Genomic DNA, 24,537 nt, shown 5'->3' on the forward strand with positions numbered 1-24,537 from the left:
GAAGGTAGTCCCCTTCCGAATCTTTTGCTACCTTTTATATCGGCTGCTTAGAACTTTTTCTTAACGACCTTGTCCAAATTATCCAGCATTATTCCTGTTCCCTTAACTACACAATGCATCGGGTCTTCCGCTATCCACACCGGAACATGTAATTCTTCCGAGAGGAGCTCGTCCAATCCATTAAGTAAAGCGCCACCACCAGTTAGAACAACACCCCGGTCAATAATATCTGCGGATAGCTCAGGCGGTGTACGTTCCAGAACGGACTTAGCAGCTGCCACAATAGAAGAAACCGGATCCCATAGTGCTTCTTTTACCTCGCCTGAAGTAATAGTGAGCGTCTGAGGGAGTCCACTTACCATATCACGACCACGAATATCCATTTCAGCCTGCATCAGGCCTGGACGCACGGTGCCAATTGTAACCTTAATATCCTCTGCCGTACGTTCGCCGATTAACAGCTTATACTTTTGTTTAATATATCTTAAAATGGCCTCATCGAACTTGTCTCCTGCGACTTTAATCGAAGAAGCGGTAACGACGTCGCCCATAGAAAGTACGGCTACATCCGTCGTTCCGCCACCGATATCGACGACCATGTTCCCACTAGGCTGATAAATATCCATTCCCGCTCCGATTGCAGCGGCTTTTGGCTCTTCCTCCATAAAAACTTCCTTAGCCCCGCTCCGCTCCGCCGCTTCCCGTATGGACTTCTGTTCCACAGATGTAATATTTGTAGGGGCGCAAATCAGAATACGGGGCCGTGCGTACCAGGACCGGCCGCCAACGCGGTCGATAAAATACTTAAGCATCATTTCTGTGATTTCAAAATCTGCAATGACACCATCCCGGAGAGGACGGATTGTTATAATATTTCCAGGTGTACGTCCAACCATGCGACGTGCCTGTTCTCCCACCGCAAGGACTCTCTTCGTATCACTTTCAAGTGTGACCACGGAAGGTTCATCCAGAACGACTCCCCTTCCCTTAACATGTATGAGCACATTGGCCGTGCCGAGGTCGATTCCGATATCCTTGCTAAACATAATGAAAGAGCCCCCAAAGTGTTATTTTAATTGAAAAAACAGCAGTTAGTACTAAATTTAAAAATACCATACTTTAGGGGAAGTACACAATGTATTAAAGCTGAATATTTCCTTAAATTTCCGAAAATCTCATGGCTTTGATGCTACAGCAACCTCACGTTTTTTCCCCGTCGATTTTTTATATTTGATTTTTGTGGCTTCTCCCCCCCGAAGATGTCGGATGGACTTGTGATATTCGAGAATGTGCTTCACCTGATCGGCCAGATCAGGGTTGATCTCTGGCAGACGCTCAGTTAAATCTTTATGCACCGTGCTCTTTGAAACGCCAAATTCCTTGGCTATGGTCCGGACCGTATGCCTGGTTTCCACGATGCAGCGTCCGATTTTGATCGTACGTTCCTTGATGTAATCGTGCACGCTCCCGCCTCCCAACTGTGGATAGTTTGGTACATTATATGAGGGGCGGGCTTATATATTCGCGCTTTCAAGACATGACAAGCTATGGAGGGCTCATTTTATTTAATGGACAACCTAATAACCCGTGTTATTAGCATGATGAAAAGCCGTCGCTGTCCCTTTAGGTCAACAACCGTTTCCCGCGTAAACAAAAGGCTCATCACAAACATAACCTTAAAAATCCCTATATACACAAAAAAATAGGGGGCTTTCGCCCCCTGCTATAGAAATTTTTATCGCTGTGGCAGTAAATCCGATGGATTGACTACTTTGCCATCTTCGTACACTTCAAAGTGCACATGATTTCCAAGGTTCTTTTCGATCTCACTGCGACCAGCTGTAGCAAGAGTATCTCCTTGCTTCACTACATCGCCTTGTTTAACTTTTGTTTCACCAAGACTTTGGTATACAGTCTTCAAATTACCTTGATGGGTAATTTCAATCACTTTACCTAATACCGCAACATCTTCCACTCTGGTCACTTCACCGCTGAGCGCTGCTTTGACATCGAACGTATTGTTGTCTTCACGGGCAATATCGATTCCGACATTAGGAATAAATTTGTCGTTATATTGCACCATAGCGGCAACGTGATTGTCCTCTGTACCATTCTCATCATAATACGGCTTAACTACTTCTACTTCACCTGGATTAGCTACTGGCCAAGTCATACTTTCCGTTGAAGCAACAACTTCAAGTGCATCTGGACCTCCGGTTGTTGTACCAGCTTCATTAGCGGAAGTTCCTACTTGCTGCGAAGTGGCGGCAGTGTCCTGGTTGAGCGGCTTTTGGCCGGCATCCTGATAGACCCACACCAAGGTTAGTATAATTGCCGCTGCCGCCGTGTAGACTGCTGGGAATACCCAACGTTTAGATACCAGTCTGTTCCATGAAGAAGGTTTTGCACCAGGTAAATCTCCCTGAGTTTTTTTGAGAGATTCATCTTGGTTTGTTTTGTTTTTGTCTTGTTCATTCATATGGTTATCACCTCAGTAACCAGTGTTACCGGGCTTTTCTCTTTTATACGTATCTTTCAAGTTATTTTTTCAGAAGAGTTGAGATTTGTGTAAATGAGATACCACTATAATAGTGTTTGAGAATTTGGGTAGCTGTTCCACCCTCTTTGGCCATCCCATTTGCCCCCCACTGACTCATCCCTACTCCATGCCCATTTCCAAAGGTCGTGATCAAGATCTTATTCCCCTTACGGCTCCAACTGAATTGGCTGGATCGTAGGCCTAGCTTCTCCCTCACTTCACGTCCAGTAAATATAGAGCCTCCAATTGAGATCTCTTTAATCCGATGTCCAGTGGTAAGAGACAACACTTCCATAGGTAATCTCGAAGATGATGAAATCTTCGTTGTAGTTCCTGAATTAGTAGTATCTTTGGAGGCAGGAATGACTTTATCGTCTAGACCCAATCTAGTAAGTATCTCAGCAACAGTAAAAGTGTTAGTCACCGCATAGTTTGGGGTAATCTCTTTCTCCCAAGGACTCGTCACACTGCGCAGATAGGGAATCGCTGCATTCCAATACTCTTCTGAGTTCTCAGTATATCCTCCACTGGAGGCGAAAAAGGAGGCCGTTATCGGCTGCCCTTTATAAGTCATAATCACTCCGCGCGTCTCAAGGACCGCGCGCTGCAGCTTTGCGAGGTCGGCGCTTCTTCCGCCGAGCTTCCATTGCCGTTCCAGCGTGTCCTTAGATATGTAAGCCTGATGGCTTACCGTATCGGTTACATCCGCCTCCGGAACGGGTACGCCGCTTCTGTCGCCAGCCACCAGGCGGCGCATGATAAAGGTGCGGGCCGCTACGGCCTGCGCTTTGAGCGCTTCAAGCTCAAAGTCGGCCGGCATCTCGGCCGCTAGCACGCCGCGGACGTAGTCCTCCAGCGGCAATGTCTCTATTTGTCCGCTGTGCGACAAATAGACAGAGACGTTCGGCTGCGGCGCTTCCTGCGCAGCCGTCTCCGGCGCCGCCGGAGGGGCCGTGACCGCCGGCACGGCCACAGGCGCCGGTTGTCCCCGGTGTAGCGGGACAACCGCCAGCGGAATCAGCAGCGCCGCCAGGAAAGGCGCTGCGACCCAGGCGACGGGAATGAGTCGCCTGCGCCGGGGAGCAAGGGGACGCGAATGCCAGCGCGTTGTCTTGTTTCTTCGCAAGTAGCGGAAATCTTTCATCTCTATGGCTCCTTCCGTGAATCACTGGTGATTCTTATAGATATGAAATTACAGCAACTGCTAGAACACAATTTGAGAGAAAGAGAGTTCCTGTCCTCAATCTATTACTAGACCGCAGGCTATTAAATTGCGCACAAAAAAATCCCCATCAGATGAGGATTCCATAAAAAAAGACCAAGCTGCAATCTGCAGCCTGGTCTCTCCTAATGAGTGATATTATACCCAAGTTGGTTGAACCTGAAAGCGTGGTTTAACCTCTTCGGTTTTAGTCGATTCACTCTTGGATACTTCCGGTTTAAGAACTTCATCCTTCACGGTTTGCGCTGAAGTATCCTCCATGGAAATGCGCCAAATTTCCGCACCCAGTCCGGACAACTTCTCAGCCAAATGAACATACCCGCGGTCAATATGATGAGTTCCGCTTACTTCAGTAGTGCCTTCAGCAACCAAACCTGCCAAAATAAGCGCAGCTCCCGCACGCAGATCCGTAGCACAAACCTTAGCTCCGACCAATTGTGCATTACCTGTAACGATCGCCGAGCGACCTTCGATCTTAATCTCAGCGTTCATATTGTGGAATTCATCCACATGCATAAACCGGTTCTCAAATACGGTTTCTGTAACGACACTGGTACCTTCAGAACGCAGCAATAATGCCATCATTTGCGACTGCATATCCGTAGGAAAACCTGGATACGGCAAAGTCTTCAAATCAACAGCTTTGAGAGGCTTGTCACTGATTACACGAATACCGTTCTCGTCGGGAATAATGGTTACACCCATTTCTTCCATCTTAGCAATAACAGGACCTAAGTGATCTGCAATTGCACCTTCCACATATACATCGCCACCGGTAATTGCTGCAGCCGCCATGTACGTACCTGCTTCGATACGGTCAGGGATTACATGATGTTTGACCCCATGCAGACGTTCTACCCCTTCAATACGAATAACGCCTGTGCCCGCACCACGCACGATAGCGCCCATACCATTCAAGTAATTAGCTAGGTCTACAATCTCAGGCTCCTTAGCCGCATTCTCGATAACGGTCACGCCTTCAGCTAGTGTAGCTGCCATCATTATATTTTCGGTCGCACCTACGCTTGCTACATCCAAATACACTTTGGCACCGCGCAGGCGTCCGTTGCTTTTCGCTTCAATGTAGCCCTGGCCGAGACTAATCTCCGCACCCAGTGCTTCAAACCCTTTCAAATGCTGATCAATCGGTCGTGTACCAATGGCACAGCCGCCTGGCAGGGAAATTCTTGTCTGACCAAGTCTAGATAACAGTGGGCCCATGACTAAAAAAGACGCCCGCATTTTTCGAACCCATTCATAAGGTGCTTCACAGGAAGTGATGTTTGTAGCATCCACCTGGATAATATCGTTCTGATATGTAACCCCTGCACCCAGAGATTCCAACATTTTTGATATCGTCATCACATCATCAAGCGGAGGTGCGTCTACAATGACGCTTACTCCTTCTTCTGCCAATAGAGAGGCGGCTATGATCGGTAATACGGAATTTTTTGCGCCGCTAACTTTCACGCTCCCGGTCAATCTGTTGCCACCGCGGACGATAAATTTGCTCATTTTCGGTTTCCCTCCGCGTCCATTATTTCTTAAATTATTTTTTTAGATTAAAGTAATTGCAAAAAAGTTCTCTACTCCATCAATACGCCCATTTACTCGGGCATGTTCCTTAAAGTTCAGTGTTGACATAATAAAACCTTATTATTCGACACCTTTTGACCACTGCGACCTAAGACACTTATAACCAAACTACATCCCCTTAAAACATATATCGGATCATCCCACTCCAGCTCAGGTAATCCAGGAAGAACCCCGCTACAAAACGACCAAGTACAATGGCCAACAGCAAGTGCAGCAGCCTTCCCTGAGGACTCTTGGGATATCTTATGACCAAATCGAGCTTAAGGTTCTGCAATGCCCACCAAGATAATACAACACTGAGCAAAGATACAATCATTGAGACCATACTGCTGGTTCCAACTGCACTAGACAACCCACCCGACAATATATCCTCCATGCTAACCCTCCGTGTTCGTATTACTCGGAAATCGACTCTTATATCATACTTGTGAAGGGCAAAAGAATCCAGTACTTTTACAAATTTTTAAACAATTCAGCGCCATTATCCAAAATAATGAAGAAATTTTAACCTTTTTCAATAGATTACTATAATAAAAAAGCAGTCAAACCCATAAGGCTTGACTGCTTTTTTCCTACTGTTGTCCTTTTCCAGTGGACACTTTAATCCGTGTAACAGCGCGTTGCAGCGCCAATTCCGCACGGCGGTGATCGATATCATCTTGTTTGCTCCGAGTCTGGAGACGGCGCTGAGCCCGTTCTCTAGCCGCTTCGGCGCGCTCAACATCGATATCTGTTGGCAGCTCGGCACTTTCAGCCAGCACAGTTACTTTGTCCTTATGCACTTCAACGAATCCGCCATGAACGGCGATGGAGATCGTAACACCGTCCGATTTGACGGATAACGGAGCAACCTGAAGTGGAGTCACAAGCGGAATGTGTCCCGGCAAAATACCCAACTCGCCTTCGACCCCTCTTACAATCAAGCTATTCACTTGCTTGGAGTAAACGAGATGCTCCGGCGTGACAATTTCCAACAAAAAGGTATTCACTTCCATTCCTCCTTAAAGCTTTACATAGTAAAGCTCGCTTCGAAAGCATGCACTAAGCTTTACGAAGTAAAGCTTGCATCGAAAGCATTAGCTAAGCTCAGGTTACATCGATTTCGCTTTTTCTACTGCTTCTTCAATCGTACCTACAAATAGGAAAGCTGCTTCTGGAAGATCATCATGCTTACCATCCAGGATTTCCTTAAAGCTGCGTACAGTTTCTTTGATTGGTACATATTTACCCTTAAAGCCAGTGAACTGTTCAGCCACGTGGAACGGCTGCGACAGGAAGCGTTCAACTTTACGAGCACGAGCTACGATAACCTTATCATCCTCACTCAATTCATCCATACCCAAGATGGCAATAATGTCTTGAAGCTCGGTATAACGTTGCAACAATTGTTTAACACCTTGTGCTACGTTGTAATGTTCTTCGCCAACAATTTCTGGAGCTAGCAAACGCGAGCTGGAAGCCAGTGGATCAACCGCTGGGAAAATCCCCTTCTCGGAAATTTTACGCTCAAGGTTAGTTGTTGCATCCAAGTGAGCAAACGCTGTAGCCGGAGCAGGGTCAGTGTAGTCATCCGCCGGTACGTAGATTGCTTGAATCGATGTAACGGAACCTTTTTTAGTCGATGTGATACGCTCTTGCAGCTGGCCCATTTCAGTAGCCAAAGTCGGCTGATAACCAACCGCGGATGGCATACGGCCGAGAAGAGCGGATACTTCGGAACCCGCTTGGGTAAAGCGGAATATATTATCGATAAAGAGCAGCGTATCGCGGCCTTCCACATCACGGAAATATTCCGCCATGGTCAAACCGGTCAAAGCTACACGAAGACGTGCACCTGGAGGCTCGTTCATTTGTCCGAAGACCATTGCTGTCTTCTTAATAACGCCGGAATCCGTCATTTCGTGATAAAGGTCATTACCTTCACGAGTACGTTCACCGACACCTGCGAATACGGAAATACCACCGTGCTCTTGGGCAATGTTATTAATCAATTCTTGGATTGTTACTGTTTTACCTACGCCGGCACCGCCGAAGAGGCCGACTTTACCACCCTTAGCATAAGGTGCGAGCAAGTCGATAACTTTAATACCTGTTTCCAGGATTTCCGCTTGTGTTGACAATTCGTCAAATGTTGGTGCGAGACGGTGAATCGGGTTCTTTTTCTCAGCAAGAACTTCACCAGCGTTATCAATTGGATTACCAAGTACGTTAAATACACGGCCTAATGTCGCTTCCCCTACAGGAACCGAAATTGGACCTCCTTGATCGATCGCATCCAGTCCACGAACCAGACCATCAGTAGAAGACATCGCGATACAACGTACCAGATTGTCTCCCAAGTGATTGGAAACCTCAAGTGTTAGGTTAAGCTGACGACCATTGTCCAAGACGGTTTCAATTTTGATAGCGTTGAAAATCTCGGGCAACTGGCCGCGTTCAAATTCAATATCGACAACCGGACCCATAATGCTTACAACGCGTCCTTTGTTCATCTTCTTTTCCCTCCTCGAAAGCTGTTACATCAAGAAGAAACGACGTTGTCGTCATATAAAGATGACAACCGTTTCTCGTAGAAATATAAGCATTTCGTATAGTGTAAAACCTATACTTTCTTATATTGTAAGAAGAACTTACAGTGCCGTTCTTAAGGAACTATGTACCCTAAGCAAGCGGCACTGTTTCTCGTAAAATACAAGACAAGTTAAGCACTCGGTTTAACTTTTCTTGTATTTTAAGACTGCGCGTTCGCTCCGGCCACGATCTCGGTAATTTCCTGCGTAATTGCCGCCTGACGGGCACGGTTGTACGTAAGGGTAAGTTCTCCGATCATTTTCGACGCGTTCTTCGTTGCACTGCCCATAGCTGTCATTTTCGCACCCAGCTCACTGGCCTTGCCATCCAGAATTGCGCTATAAATCAAAGTTTCAGCGTACTTTGGAAGCAATACTTCTAGCACGCCTTCCGGTGAAGGTTCATATTCGTAGTTTGCAGAAGCTTCATGATGCTCTTGATTCCCTACTCCATCCATAGGCAACAGTCGCTCAACGGTTGGGATCTGGGTGATAGCATTGACGAATTGATTGTAACAAACATACAACTCATCATACGTACCATCTACAAACTGCTGTACTGCCGAATTCGCGATAGACTTGATGTCAGCAAACTTCGGCGCATCCGAAAGCTCAGTAACTTCCTGTACAATCGGATATTCACGGCGACGTAGAAAGTCACGGCCCTTACGACCAATAACAAACAATGCGTACTCATCTTTGGACTTATGCTTCTCCGCGATGAGCATCGTCACCTTACGCAAAATATTAGCGTTGTAACCACCTGCAAGCCCTCTATCAGAGGTAACGATTAGATAACCAGTCTTCTTCACAGGGCGGCTAACCAGCATAGGGTGTTGAACACCTTCTGTGCCAGCAGCAATGCTCGATACAACCTCTTTTAGCTTCTCAGCATAAGGACGGGCGGCAATTGCCTTCTCCTGAGCTTTTCTCAGCTTGGATGCGGCTACCATTTCCATCGCTTTTGTGATCTGTCTTGTGTTTTGAACACTCTTAATTTGACGTTTAATATCACGCATGCTTCTTGCCATGATTTCACCACCTTAAAGCTTTTGACGGAGTCAAAGCTAACTTCGTAAGCATCATCTTAGCTTTGACGGAGTCAAAGCTACTTCATAAGCACAGCCTGAGCTTCGGCAGAGCCAAAGCTCACTTAGTAAAATCCGTTAAAGTCTATCTATATTAGCTAGTAGCGAAACCTCTTTTAAAGGTATCAATCGCTGCTTTTAGAGCGGCTTCGTTATCAGCTGTCAAATCTTTTGTATCCCTGATGGATTGAGCTACATCAGCAGCACTGCTATCCATGTAAGCAAGGAATTCCTTTTCAAAACGTTTTACGTCTTTAACTGGAATATCATCCAAATATCCTTTTACAGCTGTGTACAAGCTAAGCACTTGATGCTCAACAGACAACGGCTGATTCACACCTTGTTTCAGAACTTCCATCATACGTGCCCCGCGATTCAGACGGGCAAGTGTAGATTTATCAAGATCTGAGCCGAACTGTGAGAAGGCTTGAAGTTCGCGATATTGGGCAAGATCCAAACGGAGCGAGCCGGCTACCTTCTTCATCGCTTTGATTTGAGCGGAGCCCCCTACACGGGAAACGGAGATACCGACGTTGATCGCCGGACGTTGACCAGAGTAGAACAGATCGGATTCAAGGAAGATTTGACCATCTGTAATCGAGATTACGTTCGTAGGAATGTAAGCTGATACGTCCGATGCTTGTGTTTCGATAAATGGAAGTGCGGTTAATGAACCACCACCAAGCTCATCACTAAGCTTAGCTGCACGCTCCAAAAGACGGGAGTGCAAGTAGAATACGTCACCTGGGAATGCTTCACGACCCGGTGGACGACGAAGCAGCAAGGACAATTCGCGATAAGCCGAAGCTTGTTTCGAAAGGTCATCGTAAATGATCAGTACGTGCTCGCCCTTGTACATGAAGTATTCGCCCATTGCGCAGCCTGCGTATGGAGCAATATACAACAATGGGGACGGCTCGGAAGCCGATGCAGTTACAACGATTGTATATTCCAAAGCGCCATGACGGCGAAGAGTTTCTACAACCTGTGCTACTGTGGATTGCTTTTGACCAATGGCAACATAAATACATTTCATGCCGTTGCCTTTTTGGTTGATAATCGCGTCAATTGCGATTGCAGTCTTACCTGTTTGACGGTCACCAATGATAAGTTCGCGTTGTCCACGACCGATTGGTACCATCGCATCAATGGCTTTAAGACCTGTTTGCATCGGTTCATGTACCGATTTACGATCGATAACACCTGGTGCATTATTTTCTACAGGACGGAATTCAGTTGTAGCAATTGGGCCTTTGCCGTCAAGCGGCATACCAAGTGCGTTAACTACACGGCCGAGCAGAGCTTCACCAACAGGAACTTGCATAATTTGTCCTGTACGTTTTACTTGATCGCCTTCACGAATTTCCTTGTACTCACCCAGAATAACAACACCGACGTTGCTTTCTTCCAGATTGAGCGCCATGCCCACTACTCCGTTGGAGAACTCTAGCAATTCGCCTGCCATTGCGTTTTCCAGACCGTAGACACGGGCGATACCGTCGCCGACTTGAATGACGGTGCCGACTTCGGCAACTTCGATATCGGCTTTATATTCCTCAATTTGACTTTTGATCAAAGTGCTGATCTCTTCAGGTCTGATGCCCAATATCCTCACCCCTATCTTCTATGCTTATCATTAAAGGATTTCTCGAGACGCTCCAATTTGTTAGAGAGACTGCCGTCATACAGCTTATCGCCGATATAAACTTTCAGTCCTCCCAACAGGCTTGGGTCCACCACATTCGTAATCCGGATTTTACGGTTTACGAGTTGGCCGAATTCTGCAGCTACAGCTGCTTTTTCTTCTTCACTTAAAGAATAAACAGAGTATACCTTAGCATCACCAATGCCAAGAGCGTCTCCTTCAATCTTGATATACGTATCCAGCAGATCGGCAAAAATATCGGTTCTGCCTCGCTCTACTAACAATTCTACAATGTTCATCACGATGGGAGAGAGCTTATCTTGAAGCGCTGTGCGCAGCACTTTCAGCTTGTCGGACTCCGAGATGCGCGGTGCAAGAATAAACCGCTTTATCTCTTGGTCGGAATGTAATAATCCAACCACTGCCTTGAGCTCTTCTTCTACTTCAAGGGTAATCCCTTTCTCTACCGCTGCACTGTACAATGCTCTAGCGTAGCGCTTGGCAACTACCGTATCGCGGCTCATGATTGGCCTCCTACCTCTTTGAGGTATTGGTTCACAAGTTGCTCCTGCTCGCCGCTAGCACTAACTTCTTTCTTAAGAAGTTTAGAAGCAATACGAACAGATGCCGTTCCAATTTCGCTGCGCAACTCTTCCACTGCTTTGTTCTTTTCGTTCTCGATATCGCGCACAGCCTCTTCTTTGACACGTGCTGCATCTGCTTTGGCTTGTGCCAAAGTTTGTTCTACCTGTAGATTGCTTGTGATTTGCGATTGTTGAATAATCTGTTGAGCTTCCTGGCGTGCACTGTTCAGCGCTTGCTTCTGCTCTTCCACATACGCGACCGCTTGTTCTCTAGTCTTCGCAGCTTCGTCCATTTGCTGCATTACCAGCTCACGGCGTTTCTCCATAACTGCAAAAAGTTTGCTGAACGCATACTTGCTAAGCAAGAAATATAAAATCCCAAAGGCGACAATTGAAAATACTATGTTTGTCCAAACAATATCCACTGAGGTCACTCCCTTCCGTTACCGCGTCATGCGGACGTATACAAAAGTAAGGCGCGGATGGCATCGGCCGTCCCCGCCAAACCGTAACTACGGTTTATTAAGTAAACATAATCAGGAATGCGATAACTGTTGCTGCCAACGGAATAACTTCGACGATACCTACACCAATAAACATTGTTGTTTGCAAAGCATTTTTCGCTTCTGGTTGACGAGCGATGGACTCAACTGTTCTACTAACGATCATACCGTTACCAAGACCTGCGCCAAGTGCACCCAATCCAACCGCTATTGCTGCTGCTAAAAATTCCATTTGTAAATATCCTCCTTTAATTTCGGTTCATATTTGTGTTTAATGATATAAGATATCTCCCACGAAGGAAAATCAGACGATAGCCGTTCTCTTCGCAGCAGTTCATTAATGTGCTTCTTCTTCGTGAATCGTCATCTGTGCGATATAAACCATCGTCAGAATCGTAAAGATAAACGCTTGTAGTGCCCCGACGAAAATACTGAAGCCCTGCCATACAGCCAGGAACGGAATACTGAGAATCCCCAGCTTCAAAATGACTGTAATTAGTACTTCTCCGGCGAAAATGTTAGCGAATAGACGAATAGCCAACGCTACAGGTTTTGCCAGGTTTTCGATAATGTTCAGTGGCAAAAAGATTGGAAACGGCTCGATGTAGTGTTTGAAATAATGTTTGCCGTTGAGCTTAATGCCCAGAAAGTTCATCAGTACAAATACTATGATTGCCAATCCTGCAGTGACATTAATGTCAGCAGTTGGCGACTTGTACCATAAAATTTCTGCATGCTCACCATTCGCCAAGTTCTTAGTTGCTTCAATCACGTGGCCAAACACTGTTACAGGTCCATGCGCCTCAGTTACAACGGAGAAAGGCAATCCAAGTAGATTGGAAACAAAGATAAACAGAATCAATGTCAACCCTAAAGATATGTAAGGTTTTCCTTTCTTCAGATCCATGGCACTGCTTATGACACCCTCTACAAATTCCACAACCCATTCCATGAAGTTCTGAAGCTTGGATGGATTTTCAACGGAAAGCTTACGAACCGAAAGCATAACCAGAACAAATACCACTGTACAACTGATCAGAAGCATCAACACGGCGGATAAATCTATCGGTATTCCCCCGACAAATATTTTCGGCATGTCATGCATAGTATCATCCCCCTTTCTCTTTAATCTGGTTAAAGCTTATTCTTCACACTCAGATATATCCCCGCAGGAATGGCGAGAAGCTGAGGAATGAATACGCCCGAAACAGTTGCTACCAGGGAGAAATGCTCAATCTTGACCGAGAACATGGTGACCAAAATTGCGAAGCTAATCCGTGTAACAAAACCGAGGCTGAAGGCATTCCCTTCGTTGCTCGCAATCGACTGCGTAACCCGTCGAACCTTGACGGCCAGATAACGAAAGTTTACCAATCCCGCCACCAGACCCAGAGTCATGCCCAGTGTAATTGCCCGGGTCTCATGATGAAGCACCCAGCCCATTAAGAGTCCTGCCATAAGGACGAGCGTAACTCTAGTGACGGTATTGATCATGGGAGTCATATTATCCATTCTGCTCCCCCAAAAATTTTTTAATTAACAAGGCGACATTCACAATTCCCAGAATCATTCCAGTTATAGTGCCAATGGCGAGCCAATATTTCGGCCCCTCCATCAGGTCTTTCAGCCATCTTGCCGCAAAAAAACCAATAAGAATGTAAGCGGCAAGCAAAGTGCCTGCACTTCCAATGACAAGCGCGGTCTGTAACAAGCTGTCCTTGCTATTTTGTTCTTTCATGGGCTACAATCCCAACTAATTTTACTGAATTTCCTGAGTCTTTGTCAATTCATTGAACATTGCCTAAAAACCCTTGAAAACATGAAAATAATCACAGCAAAACGTTCCAAAACCATATAAACCGTACAGTTTCACTGTATGTTGATTTTAATCAGATCAGATATTAGTTTAATTGAAATTATTTATTTTTTGTGAACATTCTGTGAAACTCTTCAGGACGTTCCTTATTAACACCAAAATGGTGCAAAATCGCATTGACAATCCGTTGGGAAGCCTTGCCATCTCCATACGGGTTGGCGGCCCGACTCATCGACTGATAGAGCTCATTATCAGTCAAAAGAGCATGTGTCCGTTGATACACCTTCTCCTCGTCCGTGCCCACAAGTTCCAGCGTTCCAGCCTCTATCCCTTCGGGACGCTCCGTTGTATCACGAAGCACAAGAACAGGCACTCCATAAGAAGGAGCTTCCTCTTGCAGACCGCCGGAATCGGTCAATATCAAGTGAGTATGCGGATAAAAATTATGCAGGTCCACGACATCCAGCGGATCAATCAGCTTAATTCTTGGATGTCCTCCCAGTATCTCATGTGCAGGTTCCTTAACGGCAGGACTCGGATGCACAGGGTAAACAATGGCGACATCTTCGAATTCATCAGCGATTCTTTTAATAGCTCGGAAGATATTACGATGCGGTTCACCTTGAGATTCTCTGCGGTGAGCAGTCATCAAAATAAGTCTTTTTCCTGAAGCAAAATCCAAAACAGGATGCCGATAATCCGGCTGTACGGTATATTGAAACACATCAGTTACGGTGTTGCCTGTGATATAAATACTTGATTCTTTTTTGTTCTCGTGTCTCAGATTACTAGCTGACCAATCGGTTGGAGCGAAATGCAGATCGGCTAATACACCTGTTAATTGGCGGTTCATTTCTTCAGGATAAGGAGACAATTTGTTCCATGTCCTAAGTCCTGCTTCTACGTGCCCAACCTGAATTTGCTGCAGGAAGGAAGCGTAACTAGCTAAAAACGTTGTTAAGGTGTCCCCATGCACCAGCACGAGGTCAGGCTTAACCTCCCTCAGTACAGGTTCCAAACCTTCAAGCACACGAATAGTAATCTCGTTCAAGGTCTGACGGTCCTTCATCACGTCCAAATCGTAATCAGGGGTGATATTAAACACTTCCAACACTTGATCGAGCAGTTCTCTATGCTGTGCTGTTACACATACTATTGATTCGATATGCTCAGGATGCTTCTTCAGTTCAAGAACCAGAGGAGCCATCTTGATCGCCTCGGGGCGCACTCCGAAAATAGTCATTACTTTGATTTTGGACATAACCCCTACCCTCTCATCAAATATTCTCGCATTACTATACTTAATACTTAATTACTTATTACTTGGTTCCATAAAGACGGTCACCAGCATCTCCAAGACCTGGCACGATGTATCCATGTTCATTCAAATGATCATCAAGCGCTGCTACATAAATATCAACATCCGGATGAGCTTCCTGAACTGCAGCAACACCTTCTGGCGCTGCAATCAAGTTCATCATTTTGATCTGTGTACAACCACGGTTCTTCAGTGAGGTAATCGCAGCAATTGCGGATCCGCCTGTAGCAAGCATTGGGTCAATCACTATCAACTCACGTTCCTGTACATCAGTTGGAAGCTTGATATAATACTCCACTGGTTGAAGAGTGTCTGGATCACGGAAAAGCCCTACATGTCCTACTTTAGCCGCAGGTAGAAGCTTCAGTACACCTTCAAGCATACCTAAACCCGCACGAAGAATAGGAATAAGCCCCAGCATTCTTCCCGAAATCACTTTGCTTTCCGTCTCAGTGACCGGTGTCTGTACCGTAATTGTCTCTAGTGGAATATCACGTGTAATCTCATAAGCCATCAATGTGGCAACTTCGTCAACATGTTCTCTGAAATCCTTCGTGTTTGTTCTAACGTCGCGAATAAATGTTAGTTTGTGTTGAATTAAAGGATGATCGCAAATCACCAATTTTCCCATTTACTGTCCCTCCGGTAATTGTAAGTCTTGTCTATAGCCATAGAAAGCGCTTTGCTTCTCAGTGGCTAAATCCTGTCTATTATAGCACTCCCGCCGCTGCATTTCACCTCAGAATGGTACTTGAACTCACATTGAACATATTCCCTTGTATTTCCTTGTTTTTAAAGGTAATGATTGGCTTAATTAGGAAACCAATCACTTATAAAACCTAGATTATGTTGTGCAACTTTGGCTTTTTCATACTATTCACATTATTTTCACTAATTTTATTGAAAGTTCCATGAACTTTCAAGATTAATTTCATTCAATTTCATCTATTAACTGCAGTAATATTTGTGAACAATATGCAACAAAAAAGCCTCCATCAAACCCGGAAGAGGGTATGAATGGAGGCAGAATCATTTCTTATTGGAAGCAAAAATTTAGTATTTCAACTCTGGATAAAGAGGGTATTGGTCAGTCAACTCAGCCACTTGACGGGCAGATTCTGCCAAGTTTGCCTCATCCTTCGGATTCTTTAGAACATTAGCAATGATACGTCCAATAGTGACCATTGCCTGCTCGTCCATACCACGGGATGTGACTGCAGGTGTACCAATCCGAATACCGCTTGTTACAAAAGGACTTGTAGGATCAAATGGAATTGCGTTTTTATTCACAGTAATCCCGATGGAATCTAGTACTTTTTCCGCATCTTTTCCGGTAATGTTCAGATTACGGGTATCCAGCAGCATCAAGTGGTTATCTGTACCTCCGGATACAATGTTAACCCCTTCGCTGATCAACGTTTCTGCAAGAACATTAGCGTTCTTCACTACATTTTGAGCATAAGTCTTAAAAGATGGCTGCAATGCTTCACCAAATGCGACTGCTTTTGAAGCAATTACATGCATCAAAGGTCCACCTTGGGAACCAGGGAATACCGCTTTATCAATAGCAGCTGCCCACGGCTGTCTGCACATAATCATACCTCCGCGGGGACCGCGCAAAGTCTTATGCGTAGTAGTTGTAACGAAATGAGCATGAGGAACCGGGCTCGGATGAAGACCAGCAGCAACCAATCCTGCGATATGGGCCATATCTACCATAAATAGCGCACCCACATCATTGGCGATAGCGCCAAGTTTTTCGAAATCAATAATACGCGGATAGGCACTAGCACCAGCTACAATCATTTTTGGACGGTGCTTGAAGGCTGCTTTACGTACTTCATCATAATCAATTAGGAAAGTATCTTCTTGTACTCCATAAGCAACGAAGTTATAAAGCAATCCAGAAGCATTAACTGGGCTACCATGTGTCAAATGACCGCCGTGCGCCAAATTCATTCCAAGAACAGTGTCGCCAGGCTTAAGCGCAGCCAGATAAACAGCCATATTAGCTTGAGCACCGGAGTGTGGCTGTACATTAACATGATCCGCACCAAACAATTCTTTTGCACGATCACGAGCAAGGTTCTCAACGATATCTACATCTTCACAGCCACCATAATATCGTTTGCCTGGATAACCCTCTGCATATTTGTTCGTAAGCACGGAGCCCATAGCTTCCATTACGGCTTCGCTAACGATATTCTCTGAGGCAATAAGCTCAATGTTGGCACGCTGACGTTTCAGTTCCAGTTCCATCGCTTCCAGTACTGCCGGGTCACTCTTACGCAATTGTTCCATGTTCTTATTTCCTCCCTAGTGTGTGTAGATATGTTGTATTTAAGTAGAAACGATTTGCCCGCTATAAAGAGACTTAGGTCTTCGTTTCTGCAAAAAATATAAAACTAAAGTTCATTAATCACAAAATTGTGAACCACTTTGTTCTGGAGCACGATATACCGCACGTTCACCGCCAATTAGTGGGGGTCTGGTCCATGCCGCATTCACTCTGGCTGCTCCAATGTATCGTAGAGTCGGACGGAAAGGAACGGCTACCCGCCGTAAATGCATTCCTATCAGTGTCTCGCCAATATCCAAACCAGCATGAGCTTCTATCGTTTCCGCCAAAACAGGATCTTTCATAGCGTGATAAGCAGCCGTAGCCATCGAACCTCCAGCACCTCGTATAGGTACAGCTGATACTTCCTTCAGACCAAGTGACTCTAGTAGAGAGCGTTCCATTACAAGTGCACGATTTAAATGCTCGCAGCACTGATACACGGGATGAAATCCTTTTTCCGCTGCTACTAAACGAACACCTTCAAGCAGTTGTTCTGCAACTTCAAGTGCACCACCAGTTCCAATCCGGACACCAGCAACTTCACTTGTGCTCACTCCGATGACAACAATTTTGCCTGACCCAAGGTTACCAGCCTCCGCCAACTCCCTTAACACAGTGACGGTGGCATCAGTTAATGATAGCTCTACAACTTCGTCCATCACTCTACCTCCTCAAACTTCAAACAAGCTTATTTTAAACAAAAAAGAGCAGTCCGCAGGTAGCTGCGGATTTGCTCTTTTGCCCAGGCGACCGGCCGTTTATTCCGATGCTCCATCGTGGTTTGATCCACATTTGTCGCCAGTTACATCGGAACCGATTATTTGTAACTTCATCTTAAAGCAAAGTGAACTGAAAATCAACCATTTACAAATGGCGGAAGGTTTCCAGCTTATCCAGCAAACTGAATAGCGCAGTGCGAATCTCAGCAGCAGTTAGCTCATAGTCCTCACGCGTGCCACCAAATGGATCAGAAATATCGAAGCTCGGAATACGCTGGCGAATCTCAATCATCCGCTGCAGATCCGTTGCATTCGGTTCACCACCAAGGGCTAAGCTCAACTCCGCATCTGCGTAAAGGCTGTCCAATTCCTTGATATCTTCCGTCACCGCATCTTCATCATGCACGTATTCCTTCAATGTATAGGTTTTCGTTACAGCATCCGGAAAATACTGCAGCAAATGCTGCTTATGCCCACCCGTCAAGGTCAGCACAAGGTCGGCCCAAGCGACAGCTTGACCTGTCAATTGTGACGACTCCATTGAATCATGAATTCCTTCTTCCTGCAGTATAGCTGCAGCATGTCTTGATATAGAAGTACCGGAAATGGCGGATACACCTGCAGACCGCACTTCCAGGTCGATTCCACGTTCCTTCGCGAGCTTTCGTAAAAGCCCCTCAGCCATAGGACTTCGGCATGTATTCCCGGTGCAGACGAATAAAATATGCAGCATGTTTTGCACCCCCATGAAATTAAATATTCTAATGCCGTTATTGTATCAAAAGATGAATAGCAAGCCAAACCCCAGAAGTATTGCACCGCCTAGCGCTTCTCCATAATCCCCGAGACCACGACTGACATGCCGTCCAATTAGCAACCCTAGAATCGACATTAGTCCCCCGCAAGCACCGAAGGCTAAGATGGTCAAAAGTACTCCATTCACAAACATCCCCAGTGATACACCCACGGAGAAAGAGTCAATACTGACACTGAGCGAAAGAAGTATCATCCCCCACAAGGTTCGATGATCCATAGCTCGTGAGCTTCCTGTATCCGGACGAAAGGAGTTGTACACCATATGCCCGCCTAAAAGAACTAGAAGACCTCCAGCAGCATAAGTCGTTACTTGACCTAACAGGTGTCCGACATAACTTCCTGTCAATAAACCCAAGAGAGGCATCAGCATATGAAAAACAGCAATGAGCAGACTCATTTGCAGAACATGCAGCAGACGAATACCTTTCATCCCGATCCCTACACCGAGCGAAAAGGCATCCATCCCTAATGCAACCGCCATTATAGTAATGGTAACAATCTGCCCCCATTCGGTATATACATCACCTAAGCCCATGCTTAACCCCCCAAGTCCGAAATATCTTGTACAACAACGATATGCGGACAAGGGGGTAATCATGACTTCATATGGGAGTCATATACGAAAAAGCAACGCCGTGGTTATCCGGCGTCGATGACGGATCCGCCGGCGGCTTTCATAAGCCGGTTCATGATGGCAGCGCCGAGGCCCGTATACGGGCAAGCCTCGGCTAAGATGTAAGTCGCTCCCGCTTCATCGAAACGCCGCAAAGCGGCATATAGGGAGCGAGCCCCTTCCTCCGGCGAGGATAACGAGCCGAGGGAAAGGACACAGGCGGCAGGATCGGCGGGATAAAGGGCCTTATGTTCCTCAAAGAGGAGCAGGCCCGTGACCTCGCCGTTTAGCTGCGCCGCCTGAAGTTGACTTGCGGCTTCGTCCGCCACGCGCTGCGGGGAAGAGCCGCGCACTACACCAAGCCAGCCGCGCGGCGCGTAGTGCGTGTACTTCATGCCCGGCGCGCGCGGCGCCGAGCTGTCGCCAGCAGTACTGAAACCAGCAGCAGACTTAACGGTTTCAGACCTAGCAACGGGAGTCTTTACAGCCCCCGAATCAGATACGACAGTAGTGGTAGCGGCAACAGTTGCCTCAGCATTACCGGGCTCTGAGCTTACAGCTTCTGCTCCCACCACTGCAGCCAATTGCTCCGAAGTAATCCCGCCGGGGCGCAGCACAGCAACTTTTCCGTCCGGTTGTACCTGTACCACTGTTGACTCTAGTCCAACTCCAGCAGCACCACCATCAAGGACGCCATCGATGTATCCAGCCAAATCTTCCATCACATGTGAAGCTAACGTTGGGCTCGGGCGACCCGAACGATTAGCGCTGGGCGCCGCAACTGGACAACCTGCTGCACTTATCAGCGCCAGAGCTACCGGATGATCCGGCATCCGCACACCAACCGTATCCAAACCCGCCGTCACACAAGGCGACAGTACACCTTCACGAACAGGAAGCACAACTGTCAGCGGACCAGGCCAATAAGCTGCCATCAGCGCGGCCGCCTTAGGATGCACCTCTGCAACAAGCTCGTCCAAAGCTGCCGTATCCGCAATATGTACAATTAACGGATTGTCAGAGGGCCGTCCTTTTGCCGCAAAAACAGCCTCAACTGCCGACGTATTTCGGGCATCCGCCCCTAGCCCGTAGACGGTTTCGGTTGTAAAAGCCACTGTTCCGCCTTCGCGAAGCATTGTTGCTGCCTCCGCTATCGCCAGCTTGTCAGCTTCATTCGGCTGAAATACCTCAGAGTTCGTTCCCTCAACAGAATTCAACTTCCAGTATACAGTCTCATCTCTATTTCCACTCCGCCGCTGAACGGCGAATAAAGGATTATTGTGTTCATTCATTCTCATCACAGGCTTTCTAGAAGATATAATTTATATTAGCAAAAAAACGGCCCCAGTAGGGAGCCGTGATAGATCTGCTTATAAAATAGTAACATATCTGGGGTCTTACGACCATAATCCACTGATCCAGTTCCAAAGGTTTTGCAGCAGCTCCCAGACGAAGAACCGTACCTCTGGCTCAGCAGCAGTTTCTCCTGATGGAGCACTTCCTGCCGAGGAATCAGCCTGCACTGTTTTTGCAGCTGCTGATTTCACCTTAGCACTGTTATCCGCACCAGCAGCGGACACTGTTTTTGTACCTTTGTCAGCAGCAGGTGCTGCCGCATCTCCAGAGCCTGCATCGATAAAGCAAAGCGGAGGAAACAGTACACACCACCAATTTTGTCCCTTGCCCGCACCAAGTGTGACCCGTACAGCTTCATACTCCCCAGCAGGATAGACGGTACCACCGTATAATTTGGTTGGAAAAGGGACTACGCCCAGCTCCACTTTATAGGAATATTCAATGCCCCGTTTCTCCAGCTCTGATCCAACCAACGCGTTAAGCTCCGGCAGATGATTTCTAATCAGAGCACGTGCCTGCTCCAAGCTCTGCGGATCCTCAAGGGCAGATACCCACTGGTTCATTTGCTCCACAATTTTATCGCGAATTTGCCGTTTCACCAGCTGATCTTGCGCTCCGTCAGAATTAGCTAGAATACGTAACCGGATAGATTCTTGGGGAATAGATACTTCAGCTACTGCAGCGTCGGTTTTTTGACCTTCCCAAGCCATCATGAGGACTATAAAAAAACAAATTAAAATGGCAGTATACTTAAAAGTTACACGTAAGGAATCTCTTTTATCCATATGATTATCGTTCATTTGTTGCAGCCCCTCTCCTCTTAACTCTCATGCTAGTAGTATGCCCGGAGATAAGAGACTGCAAACCTATGAATCTATTAAATTTATAACTTCAATGCCAGCTCCTTATGCAGCTGCAAATCTTCCTCTACATCCTGCCCATAAAGATGCACGCTCATCACGACCCCCATGCTGGCCATATTAATCAGAAGAGACGTGCCTCCATAACTGATAAACGGAAGTGTTATTCCTGTCAACGGCATCAGGCCGATAAAAGCTCCAACATTCTCAAGAATTTGATACAACAGCATAGCCGTAATTCCAATGATTAGAAATGGACCGCTACGCTCCTTACTCTCGAGAGCAATCAATATCATCCGATGCAGCAAAATAAAAAAGAGCAAGAGAAGCAGCGCAGATCCCACAAATCCAAACTCCTCGGCAATCTGCACGAATATCGCATCCGAATAGGTATATGGGACACGATTATTCTGCACAGAGCTGCCCTGCATATATCCCTCTCCACTCATTCCCCCGGAGGCTATAGCTAATTTGGCATTTTTCGTGTGATAGCTTGCCTTATCTGTCGCTAAATCAGGTACCAGCCAAGGGTCAAACCGCTCCACTAAATGATCCTTACCAATGCCTTCAAAAAAATTGACTGCCTCATCATGATAGTTTATGTAGCTCAAAATCCCAGCAAGGCCGATCCCACCCACTATAAGCAAACCGATGAGCGCATGCGACAGTTTGATATTCCCAATCCATAAAAGTCCAATTAATATTACGATGTAGCTAAGGGCATTCCCCAAATCATTTTGCATAATCACTATTCCAAATGGAATGAACGTAAGAATGGTGAGAGGAACAATCCCTTTCCAGAAGGTTAAGGTAGACCCTTGTTTTCGAATTAAGATCGATGATAAAAAAAGAATTAATACCAATTTAAACAGCTCGGCAGGCTGAAACCTAAGTCCACCGATCTCAAGTCCCAATTGAGCACCGTTCTCTACTTTACCAATAAAACTAACCGACACTAACAAGACTAAGCCCAAGAGATAAATATAAAGTGCATGTTTAACAAATATCTTAAAGTCCACAAAAGCGAGCACAATAAAAACCACAAAACCTAAAATATAGTATTTAAGCATTTGTAAATGAAAGCCATCCAATTTCATCGGAGGCGTTATTCTTCCATTAGTTACACTGTATATTGAAAAAATACTAATCACCATCAGCAAAATCAGAACAGTAACAATTACCTTATCAATCCTTTTGAACTTTTGAAGCATCTGCAAGCCCCTTACTCTGTTAAGGTTTCAACTCTCCTCTCTCAGGGAAAGTCGTTCCTTTCTATTGTAAAACATTCGTCAATATAATTCCAAATTTATGTAGCCAATCTATAAAATATCTTTCTATTAAAATTACACTCTGACGTGATTTTACTCTATAATCCAAACCTATCGGACTCAGTAGACTTTATTTATGGATTTATTGCTCCACGGGAACTTTTGCGGACTCCAGAGTCGTTATTACTTGCCATTTTGCAGTAAATCCAGTCTTTTTGATCAAATAACGTCTTTGCGGTCCGATACTATCCAATAAGTAGTTAATATTCGAATATAAGGGCATCTGAGTCCGAGTCAGGATACAAATACAAATACAAATACGAATACGAATACGAATTACTTCCAGCCAGCTTACCTGAAACGGTCCGTATTACGTATTACACCAATCCGACGAAGCCGTCCTCCATCAAAAAGAACCGCCAGCCCCCTATTAAACAATAAGGACCTGACGGTTCTATTTTATTTCGTGGTTACACCTGTTTGGCAGCTGCATAAGGAGTAGGTTTAGGAAAATCTTCTTCTACTTCTTGCCCGTGCAGGCGCACACTCATTACCAGCCCGATGCTGGCCATATTGATGAGCAGTGATGTACCCCCGAAGCTGATGAAAGGTAGCGTAATACCAGTCAAAGGCATCAAGCCGATAAATGCGCCGATATTCTCAAAAATCTGATACAACATCATCGCGACAACGCCGACAATCAGGAACGGGCCAGCTCTATCCCTAGACTCCAGCGCAATCAGAATCATCCGGTGAATCAAAATAAAGTACAGCAGCAACACAAACGCAGAACCTACAAACCCAAATTCTTCAGCAATCTGCACAAAGATAGAATCTGAATACGTATATGGCACCCGATCAGTCTGAACAGAGCTGCCGTTCATATAGCCTTCGCCACTCATTCCACCTGAGGCAATCGCCAGCTTGGCGTTTTTAGTATGATAAAGGGCTTTGGCTGTCGCTTTGTCTGGAACAAGCCAAGGATCAAAACGTTCAATCCAGTGAGATCGTCCAATATCCGTAAGAAAGGTTTTAATTTCATCGTGATAATGGATATAACTCATAATTCCCGCAATCGCAGAACTAGCCACGATGACCAACCCGATTAATGCATGCGTGTATTTAATATTGCCAATCCACAATAGACCCGCAAGAATCACAACATAAGACAAGGCATTCCCAAGATCATTTTGGGTAAGGACAATAAGGAACGGAAACAAGGTCAGAAGGCCGAGTGGCACGACATCCCGCCAGAACAGGAGCTTACTCTTATTCTTGCGGACAAGCATGGCCGCCAGAAAAAGAATCAATATCAGCTTGAACAGCTCAGCAGGCTGCAGACTCAGACCCCCAGGCAGGGTCAACCAGCCTTGCGCATTATTTTTGGTCTCGCCCAAAAAGCTGACGAGCACCAGCATCCCTATCCCAAATAAATAAATATATATCGCATATTTCACTAAAATTCTGTAGTCCAAAAAGGTCATTCCAATAAAAGCCACAAAACCAATAGCATAATACATCATCATACGAATATGATGTCCGTCCAGCTTCTCTCTTCCATGAGTAACGCTATATATGGCGAAGATGCTGACAGCCATGAGTAATAACAGAACGACTACAATAGCACCATCAATCTTTTTAATCTTCTGAAGCACGCTCTGCCTCCCTACTCTATATCTGGGC

The 24,537-nt window shown here is 45.9% G+C and carries 26 protein-coding genes and 1 riboswitch; all 26 genes read right to left on the reverse strand.

Features of this window, described 5'->3' with window-relative positions; all coding sequences use genetic code 11:
• Positions 1–47: 47 nt before the first annotated feature.
• Positions 48–1,046: a rod shape-determining protein gene (locus tag NSS82_RS28400; protein ID WP_036681546.1), complete on the reverse strand. Its 999-nt coding sequence runs from the start codon at positions 1,044–1,046 to the stop codon at positions 48–50.
• A 129-nt stretch (positions 1,047–1,175) separates the two neighbouring features.
• Complete coding sequence (spoIIID, locus tag NSS82_RS28405) at positions 1,176–1,463, reverse strand: sporulation transcriptional regulator SpoIIID (protein WP_036681548.1); 288 nt, start codon at positions 1,461–1,463, stop codon at positions 1,176–1,178.
• 272 nt (positions 1,464–1,735) lie between these two features.
• Positions 1,736–2,479 (reverse strand): M23 family metallopeptidase, encoded by a 744-nt coding sequence (locus NSS82_RS28410; RefSeq protein ID WP_036681550.1) that lies wholly within the window; start codon positions 2,477–2,479, stop codon positions 1,736–1,738.
• A 61-nt stretch (positions 2,480–2,540) separates the two neighbouring features.
• A complete protein-coding gene (gene spoIID, locus NSS82_RS28415) occupies positions 2,541–3,683 on the reverse strand; it encodes a stage II sporulation protein D (protein WP_076273639.1) in 1,143 nt (380 codons plus the stop codon).
• A 216-nt stretch (positions 3,684–3,899) separates the two neighbouring features.
• Complete coding sequence (murA, locus tag NSS82_RS28420) at positions 3,900–5,276, reverse strand: UDP-N-acetylglucosamine 1-carboxyvinyltransferase (protein WP_036681554.1); 1,377 nt, start codon at positions 5,274–5,276, stop codon at positions 3,900–3,902.
• 199 nt (positions 5,277–5,475) lie between these two features.
• Positions 5,476–5,733 carry a DUF1146 family protein gene (locus NSS82_RS28425; RefSeq protein ID WP_036681556.1) on the reverse strand — a complete coding sequence of 86 codons (258 nt, stop codon included), beginning with the start codon at positions 5,731–5,733 and terminating at the stop codon, positions 5,476–5,478.
• Between the two features lie 196 nt (positions 5,734–5,929).
• Positions 5,930–6,346, reverse strand: a complete 417-nt coding sequence (locus tag NSS82_RS28430) for a F0F1 ATP synthase subunit epsilon (RefSeq protein ID WP_036681559.1) — start codon at positions 6,344–6,346, stop codon at positions 5,930–5,932.
• A gap of 102 nt (positions 6,347–6,448) precedes the next feature.
• Positions 6,449–7,849, reverse strand: a complete 1,401-nt coding sequence (gene atpD / locus NSS82_RS28435; RefSeq protein WP_036681562.1) for a F0F1 ATP synthase subunit beta — start codon at positions 7,847–7,849, stop codon at positions 6,449–6,451.
• Positions 7,850–8,088: 239 nt separating this feature from the next.
• Positions 8,089–8,958, reverse strand: coding sequence for an ATP synthase F1 subunit gamma (gene atpG, locus NSS82_RS28440; protein WP_036681564.1), 870 nt, complete (start codon positions 8,956–8,958; stop codon positions 8,089–8,091).
• A gap of 151 nt (positions 8,959–9,109) precedes the next feature.
• On the reverse strand, positions 9,110–10,621 hold the full coding sequence (atpA, locus tag NSS82_RS28445; protein ID WP_036681566.1) for a F0F1 ATP synthase subunit alpha: 1,512 nt from the start codon (positions 10,619–10,621) through the stop codon (positions 9,110–9,112).
• Between the two features lie 11 nt (positions 10,622–10,632).
• The gene (locus NSS82_RS28450) at positions 10,633–11,184 is read right to left on the reverse strand and encodes a F0F1 ATP synthase subunit delta (RefSeq protein WP_036681568.1); all 552 of its coding nucleotides are present in this window, start codon (positions 11,182–11,184) and stop codon (positions 10,633–10,635) included.
• The gene (gene atpF / locus NSS82_RS28455) at positions 11,181–11,669 is read right to left on the reverse strand and encodes a F0F1 ATP synthase subunit B (RefSeq protein ID WP_036681571.1); all 489 of its coding nucleotides are present in this window, start codon (positions 11,667–11,669) and stop codon (positions 11,181–11,183) included. Before atpF ends, NSS82_RS28450 begins: the two co-directional genes overlap by 4 nt.
• Before the next feature lie 97 nt (positions 11,670–11,766).
• Positions 11,767–11,979, reverse strand: coding sequence for a F0F1 ATP synthase subunit C (gene atpE / locus NSS82_RS28460; RefSeq protein ID WP_036681574.1), 213 nt, complete (start codon positions 11,977–11,979; stop codon positions 11,767–11,769).
• A 105-nt stretch (positions 11,980–12,084) separates the two neighbouring features.
• Complete coding sequence (gene atpB, locus NSS82_RS28465) at positions 12,085–12,852, reverse strand: F0F1 ATP synthase subunit A (protein WP_036681575.1); 768 nt, start codon at positions 12,850–12,852, stop codon at positions 12,085–12,087.
• A 29-nt stretch (positions 12,853–12,881) separates the two neighbouring features.
• On the reverse strand, positions 12,882–13,259 hold the full coding sequence (locus NSS82_RS28470) for an ATP synthase subunit I (protein ID WP_036681578.1): 378 nt from the start codon (positions 13,257–13,259) through the stop codon (positions 12,882–12,884).
• On the reverse strand, positions 13,252–13,485 hold the full coding sequence (locus NSS82_RS28475) for an AtpZ/AtpI family protein (RefSeq protein ID WP_036681579.1): 234 nt from the start codon (positions 13,483–13,485) through the stop codon (positions 13,252–13,254). The genes NSS82_RS28470 and NSS82_RS28475 overlap by 8 nt, the downstream gene beginning before the upstream one ends.
• A 178-nt stretch (positions 13,486–13,663) precedes the next feature.
• Positions 13,664–14,824 carry a non-hydrolyzing UDP-N-acetylglucosamine 2-epimerase gene (gene wecB, locus NSS82_RS28480; RefSeq protein WP_036681581.1) on the reverse strand — a complete coding sequence of 387 codons (1,161 nt, stop codon included), beginning with the start codon at positions 14,822–14,824 and terminating at the stop codon, positions 13,664–13,666.
• A gap of 58 nt (positions 14,825–14,882) precedes the next feature.
• Positions 14,883–15,512 (reverse strand): uracil phosphoribosyltransferase, encoded by a 630-nt coding sequence (gene upp / locus NSS82_RS28485; protein WP_036681583.1) that lies wholly within the window; start codon positions 15,510–15,512, stop codon positions 14,883–14,885.
• 422 nt (positions 15,513–15,934) lie between these two features.
• On the reverse strand, positions 15,935–17,182 hold the full coding sequence (gene glyA, locus NSS82_RS28490; RefSeq protein WP_038573642.1) for a serine hydroxymethyltransferase: 1,248 nt from the start codon (positions 17,180–17,182) through the stop codon (positions 15,935–15,937).
• Positions 17,183–17,296: 114 nt separating this feature from the next.
• Positions 17,297–17,881, reverse strand: a complete 585-nt coding sequence (locus tag NSS82_RS28495; RefSeq protein ID WP_038573643.1) for a TIGR01440 family protein — start codon at positions 17,879–17,881, stop codon at positions 17,297–17,299.
• A 74-nt stretch (positions 17,882–17,955) separates the two neighbouring features.
• Positions 17,956–18,038, reverse strand: a riboswitch (ZMP/ZTP riboswitch).
• 48 nt (positions 18,039–18,086) lie between these two features.
• Positions 18,087–18,674 (reverse strand): low molecular weight protein arginine phosphatase, encoded by a 588-nt coding sequence (locus NSS82_RS28500; RefSeq protein WP_036681588.1) that lies wholly within the window; start codon positions 18,672–18,674, stop codon positions 18,087–18,089.
• 45 nt (positions 18,675–18,719) lie between these two features.
• Positions 18,720–19,292 carry a manganese efflux pump MntP gene (locus NSS82_RS28505; protein WP_038573646.1) on the reverse strand — a complete coding sequence of 191 codons (573 nt, stop codon included), beginning with the start codon at positions 19,290–19,292 and terminating at the stop codon, positions 18,720–18,722.
• Between the two features lie 104 nt (positions 19,293–19,396).
• On the reverse strand, positions 19,397–20,662 hold the full coding sequence (locus tag NSS82_RS28510) for an L-threonylcarbamoyladenylate synthase (protein WP_076273739.1): 1,266 nt from the start codon (positions 20,660–20,662) through the stop codon (positions 19,397–19,399).
• A gap of 105 nt (positions 20,663–20,767) precedes the next feature.
• Positions 20,768–21,526, reverse strand: a complete 759-nt coding sequence (gene spoIIR, locus NSS82_RS28515; RefSeq protein ID WP_081386726.1) for a stage II sporulation protein R — start codon at positions 21,524–21,526, stop codon at positions 20,768–20,770.
• An 83-nt stretch (positions 21,527–21,609) separates the two neighbouring features.
• Entirely contained in the window at positions 21,610–22,797 is a 1,188-nt protein-coding gene (locus NSS82_RS28520) for an FtsW/RodA/SpoVE family cell cycle protein (protein ID WP_038573648.1), read from the reverse strand.
• Positions 22,798–23,324: 527 nt separating this feature from the next.
• Positions 23,325–24,509: an FtsW/RodA/SpoVE family cell cycle protein gene (locus tag NSS82_RS28525; RefSeq protein ID WP_341109923.1), complete on the reverse strand. Its 1,185-nt coding sequence runs from the start codon at positions 24,507–24,509 to the stop codon at positions 23,325–23,327.
• Positions 24,510–24,537 lie beyond the last annotated feature (28 nt).

The sequence above is a fragment of the Paenibacillus sp. FSL H7-0735 genome (assembly GCF_038008505.1).
GTDB lineage: Bacteria > Bacillota > Bacilli > Paenibacillales > Paenibacillaceae > Paenibacillus_AQ > Paenibacillus_AQ odorifer.

What these genes read in the sequence shown, in the direction of transcription:
- NSS82_RS28400 (WP_036681546.1), bottom strand. Translation starts at nt 1,046, where the DNA reads ATGTTTAGCAAGGATATCGGAATCGACCTCGGCACGGCCAATGTGCTC.
- NSS82_RS28410 (WP_036681550.1), bottom strand. Translation starts at nt 2,479, where the DNA reads ATGAATGAACAAGACAAAAACAAAACAAACCAAGATGAATCTCTCAAA.
- spoIID (WP_076273639.1), bottom strand. Translation starts at nt 3,683, where the DNA reads ATGAAAGATTTCCGCTACTTGCGAAGAAACAAGACAACGCGCTGGCAT.
- murA (WP_036681554.1), bottom strand. Translation starts at nt 5,276, where the DNA reads ATGAGCAAATTTATCGTCCGCGGTGGCAACAGATTGACCGGGAGCGTG.
- NSS82_RS28425 (WP_036681556.1), bottom strand. Translation starts at nt 5,733, where the DNA reads ATGGAGGATATATTGTCGGGTGGGTTGTCTAGTGCAGTTGGAACCAGC.
- atpD (WP_036681562.1), bottom strand. Translation starts at nt 7,849, where the DNA reads ATGAACAAAGGACGCGTTGTAAGCATTATGGGTCCGGTTGTCGATATT.
- atpG (WP_036681564.1), bottom strand. Translation starts at nt 8,958, where the DNA reads ATGGCAAGAAGCATGCGTGATATTAAACGTCAAATTAAGAGTGTTCAA.
- NSS82_RS28450 (WP_036681568.1), bottom strand. Translation starts at nt 11,184, where the DNA reads ATGAGCCGCGATACGGTAGTTGCCAAGCGCTACGCTAGAGCATTGTAC.
- atpE (WP_036681574.1), bottom strand. Translation starts at nt 11,979, where the DNA reads ATGGAATTTTTAGCAGCAGCAATAGCGGTTGGATTGGGTGCACTTGGC.
- atpB (WP_036681575.1), bottom strand. Translation starts at nt 12,852, where the DNA reads ATGCATGACATGCCGAAAATATTTGTCGGGGGAATACCGATAGATTTA.
- NSS82_RS28470 (WP_036681578.1), bottom strand. Translation starts at nt 13,259, where the DNA reads ATGGATAATATGACTCCCATGATCAATACCGTCACTAGAGTTACGCTC.
- NSS82_RS28475 (WP_036681579.1), bottom strand. Translation starts at nt 13,485, where the DNA reads ATGAAAGAACAAAATAGCAAGGACAGCTTGTTACAGACCGCGCTTGTC.
- wecB (WP_036681581.1), bottom strand. Translation starts at nt 14,824, where the DNA reads ATGTCCAAAATCAAAGTAATGACTATTTTCGGAGTGCGCCCCGAGGCG.
- upp (WP_036681583.1), bottom strand. Translation starts at nt 15,512, where the DNA reads ATGGGAAAATTGGTGATTTGCGATCATCCTTTAATTCAACACAAACTA.
- glyA (WP_038573642.1), bottom strand. Translation starts at nt 17,182, where the DNA reads ATGGAACAATTGCGTAAGAGTGACCCGGCAGTACTGGAAGCGATGGAA.
- NSS82_RS28495 (WP_038573643.1), bottom strand. Translation starts at nt 17,881, where the DNA reads ATGGACGAAGTTGTAGAGCTATCATTAACTGATGCCACCGTCACTGTG.
- NSS82_RS28500 (WP_036681588.1), bottom strand. Translation starts at nt 18,674, where the DNA reads ATGCTGCATATTTTATTCGTCTGCACCGGGAATACATGCCGAAGTCCT.
- NSS82_RS28505 (WP_038573646.1), bottom strand. Translation starts at nt 19,292, where the DNA reads ATGGGCTTAGGTGATGTATATACCGAATGGGGGCAGATTGTTACCATT.
- NSS82_RS28510 (WP_076273739.1), bottom strand. Translation starts at nt 20,662, where the DNA reads ATGAATGAACACAATAATCCTTTATTCGCCGTTCAGCGGCGGAGTGGA.
- spoIIR (WP_081386726.1), bottom strand. Translation starts at nt 21,526, where the DNA reads ATGAACGATAATCATATGGATAAAAGAGATTCCTTACGTGTAACTTTT.
- NSS82_RS28520 (WP_038573648.1), bottom strand. Translation starts at nt 22,797, where the DNA reads ATGCTTCAAAAGTTCAAAAGGATTGATAAGGTAATTGTTACTGTTCTG.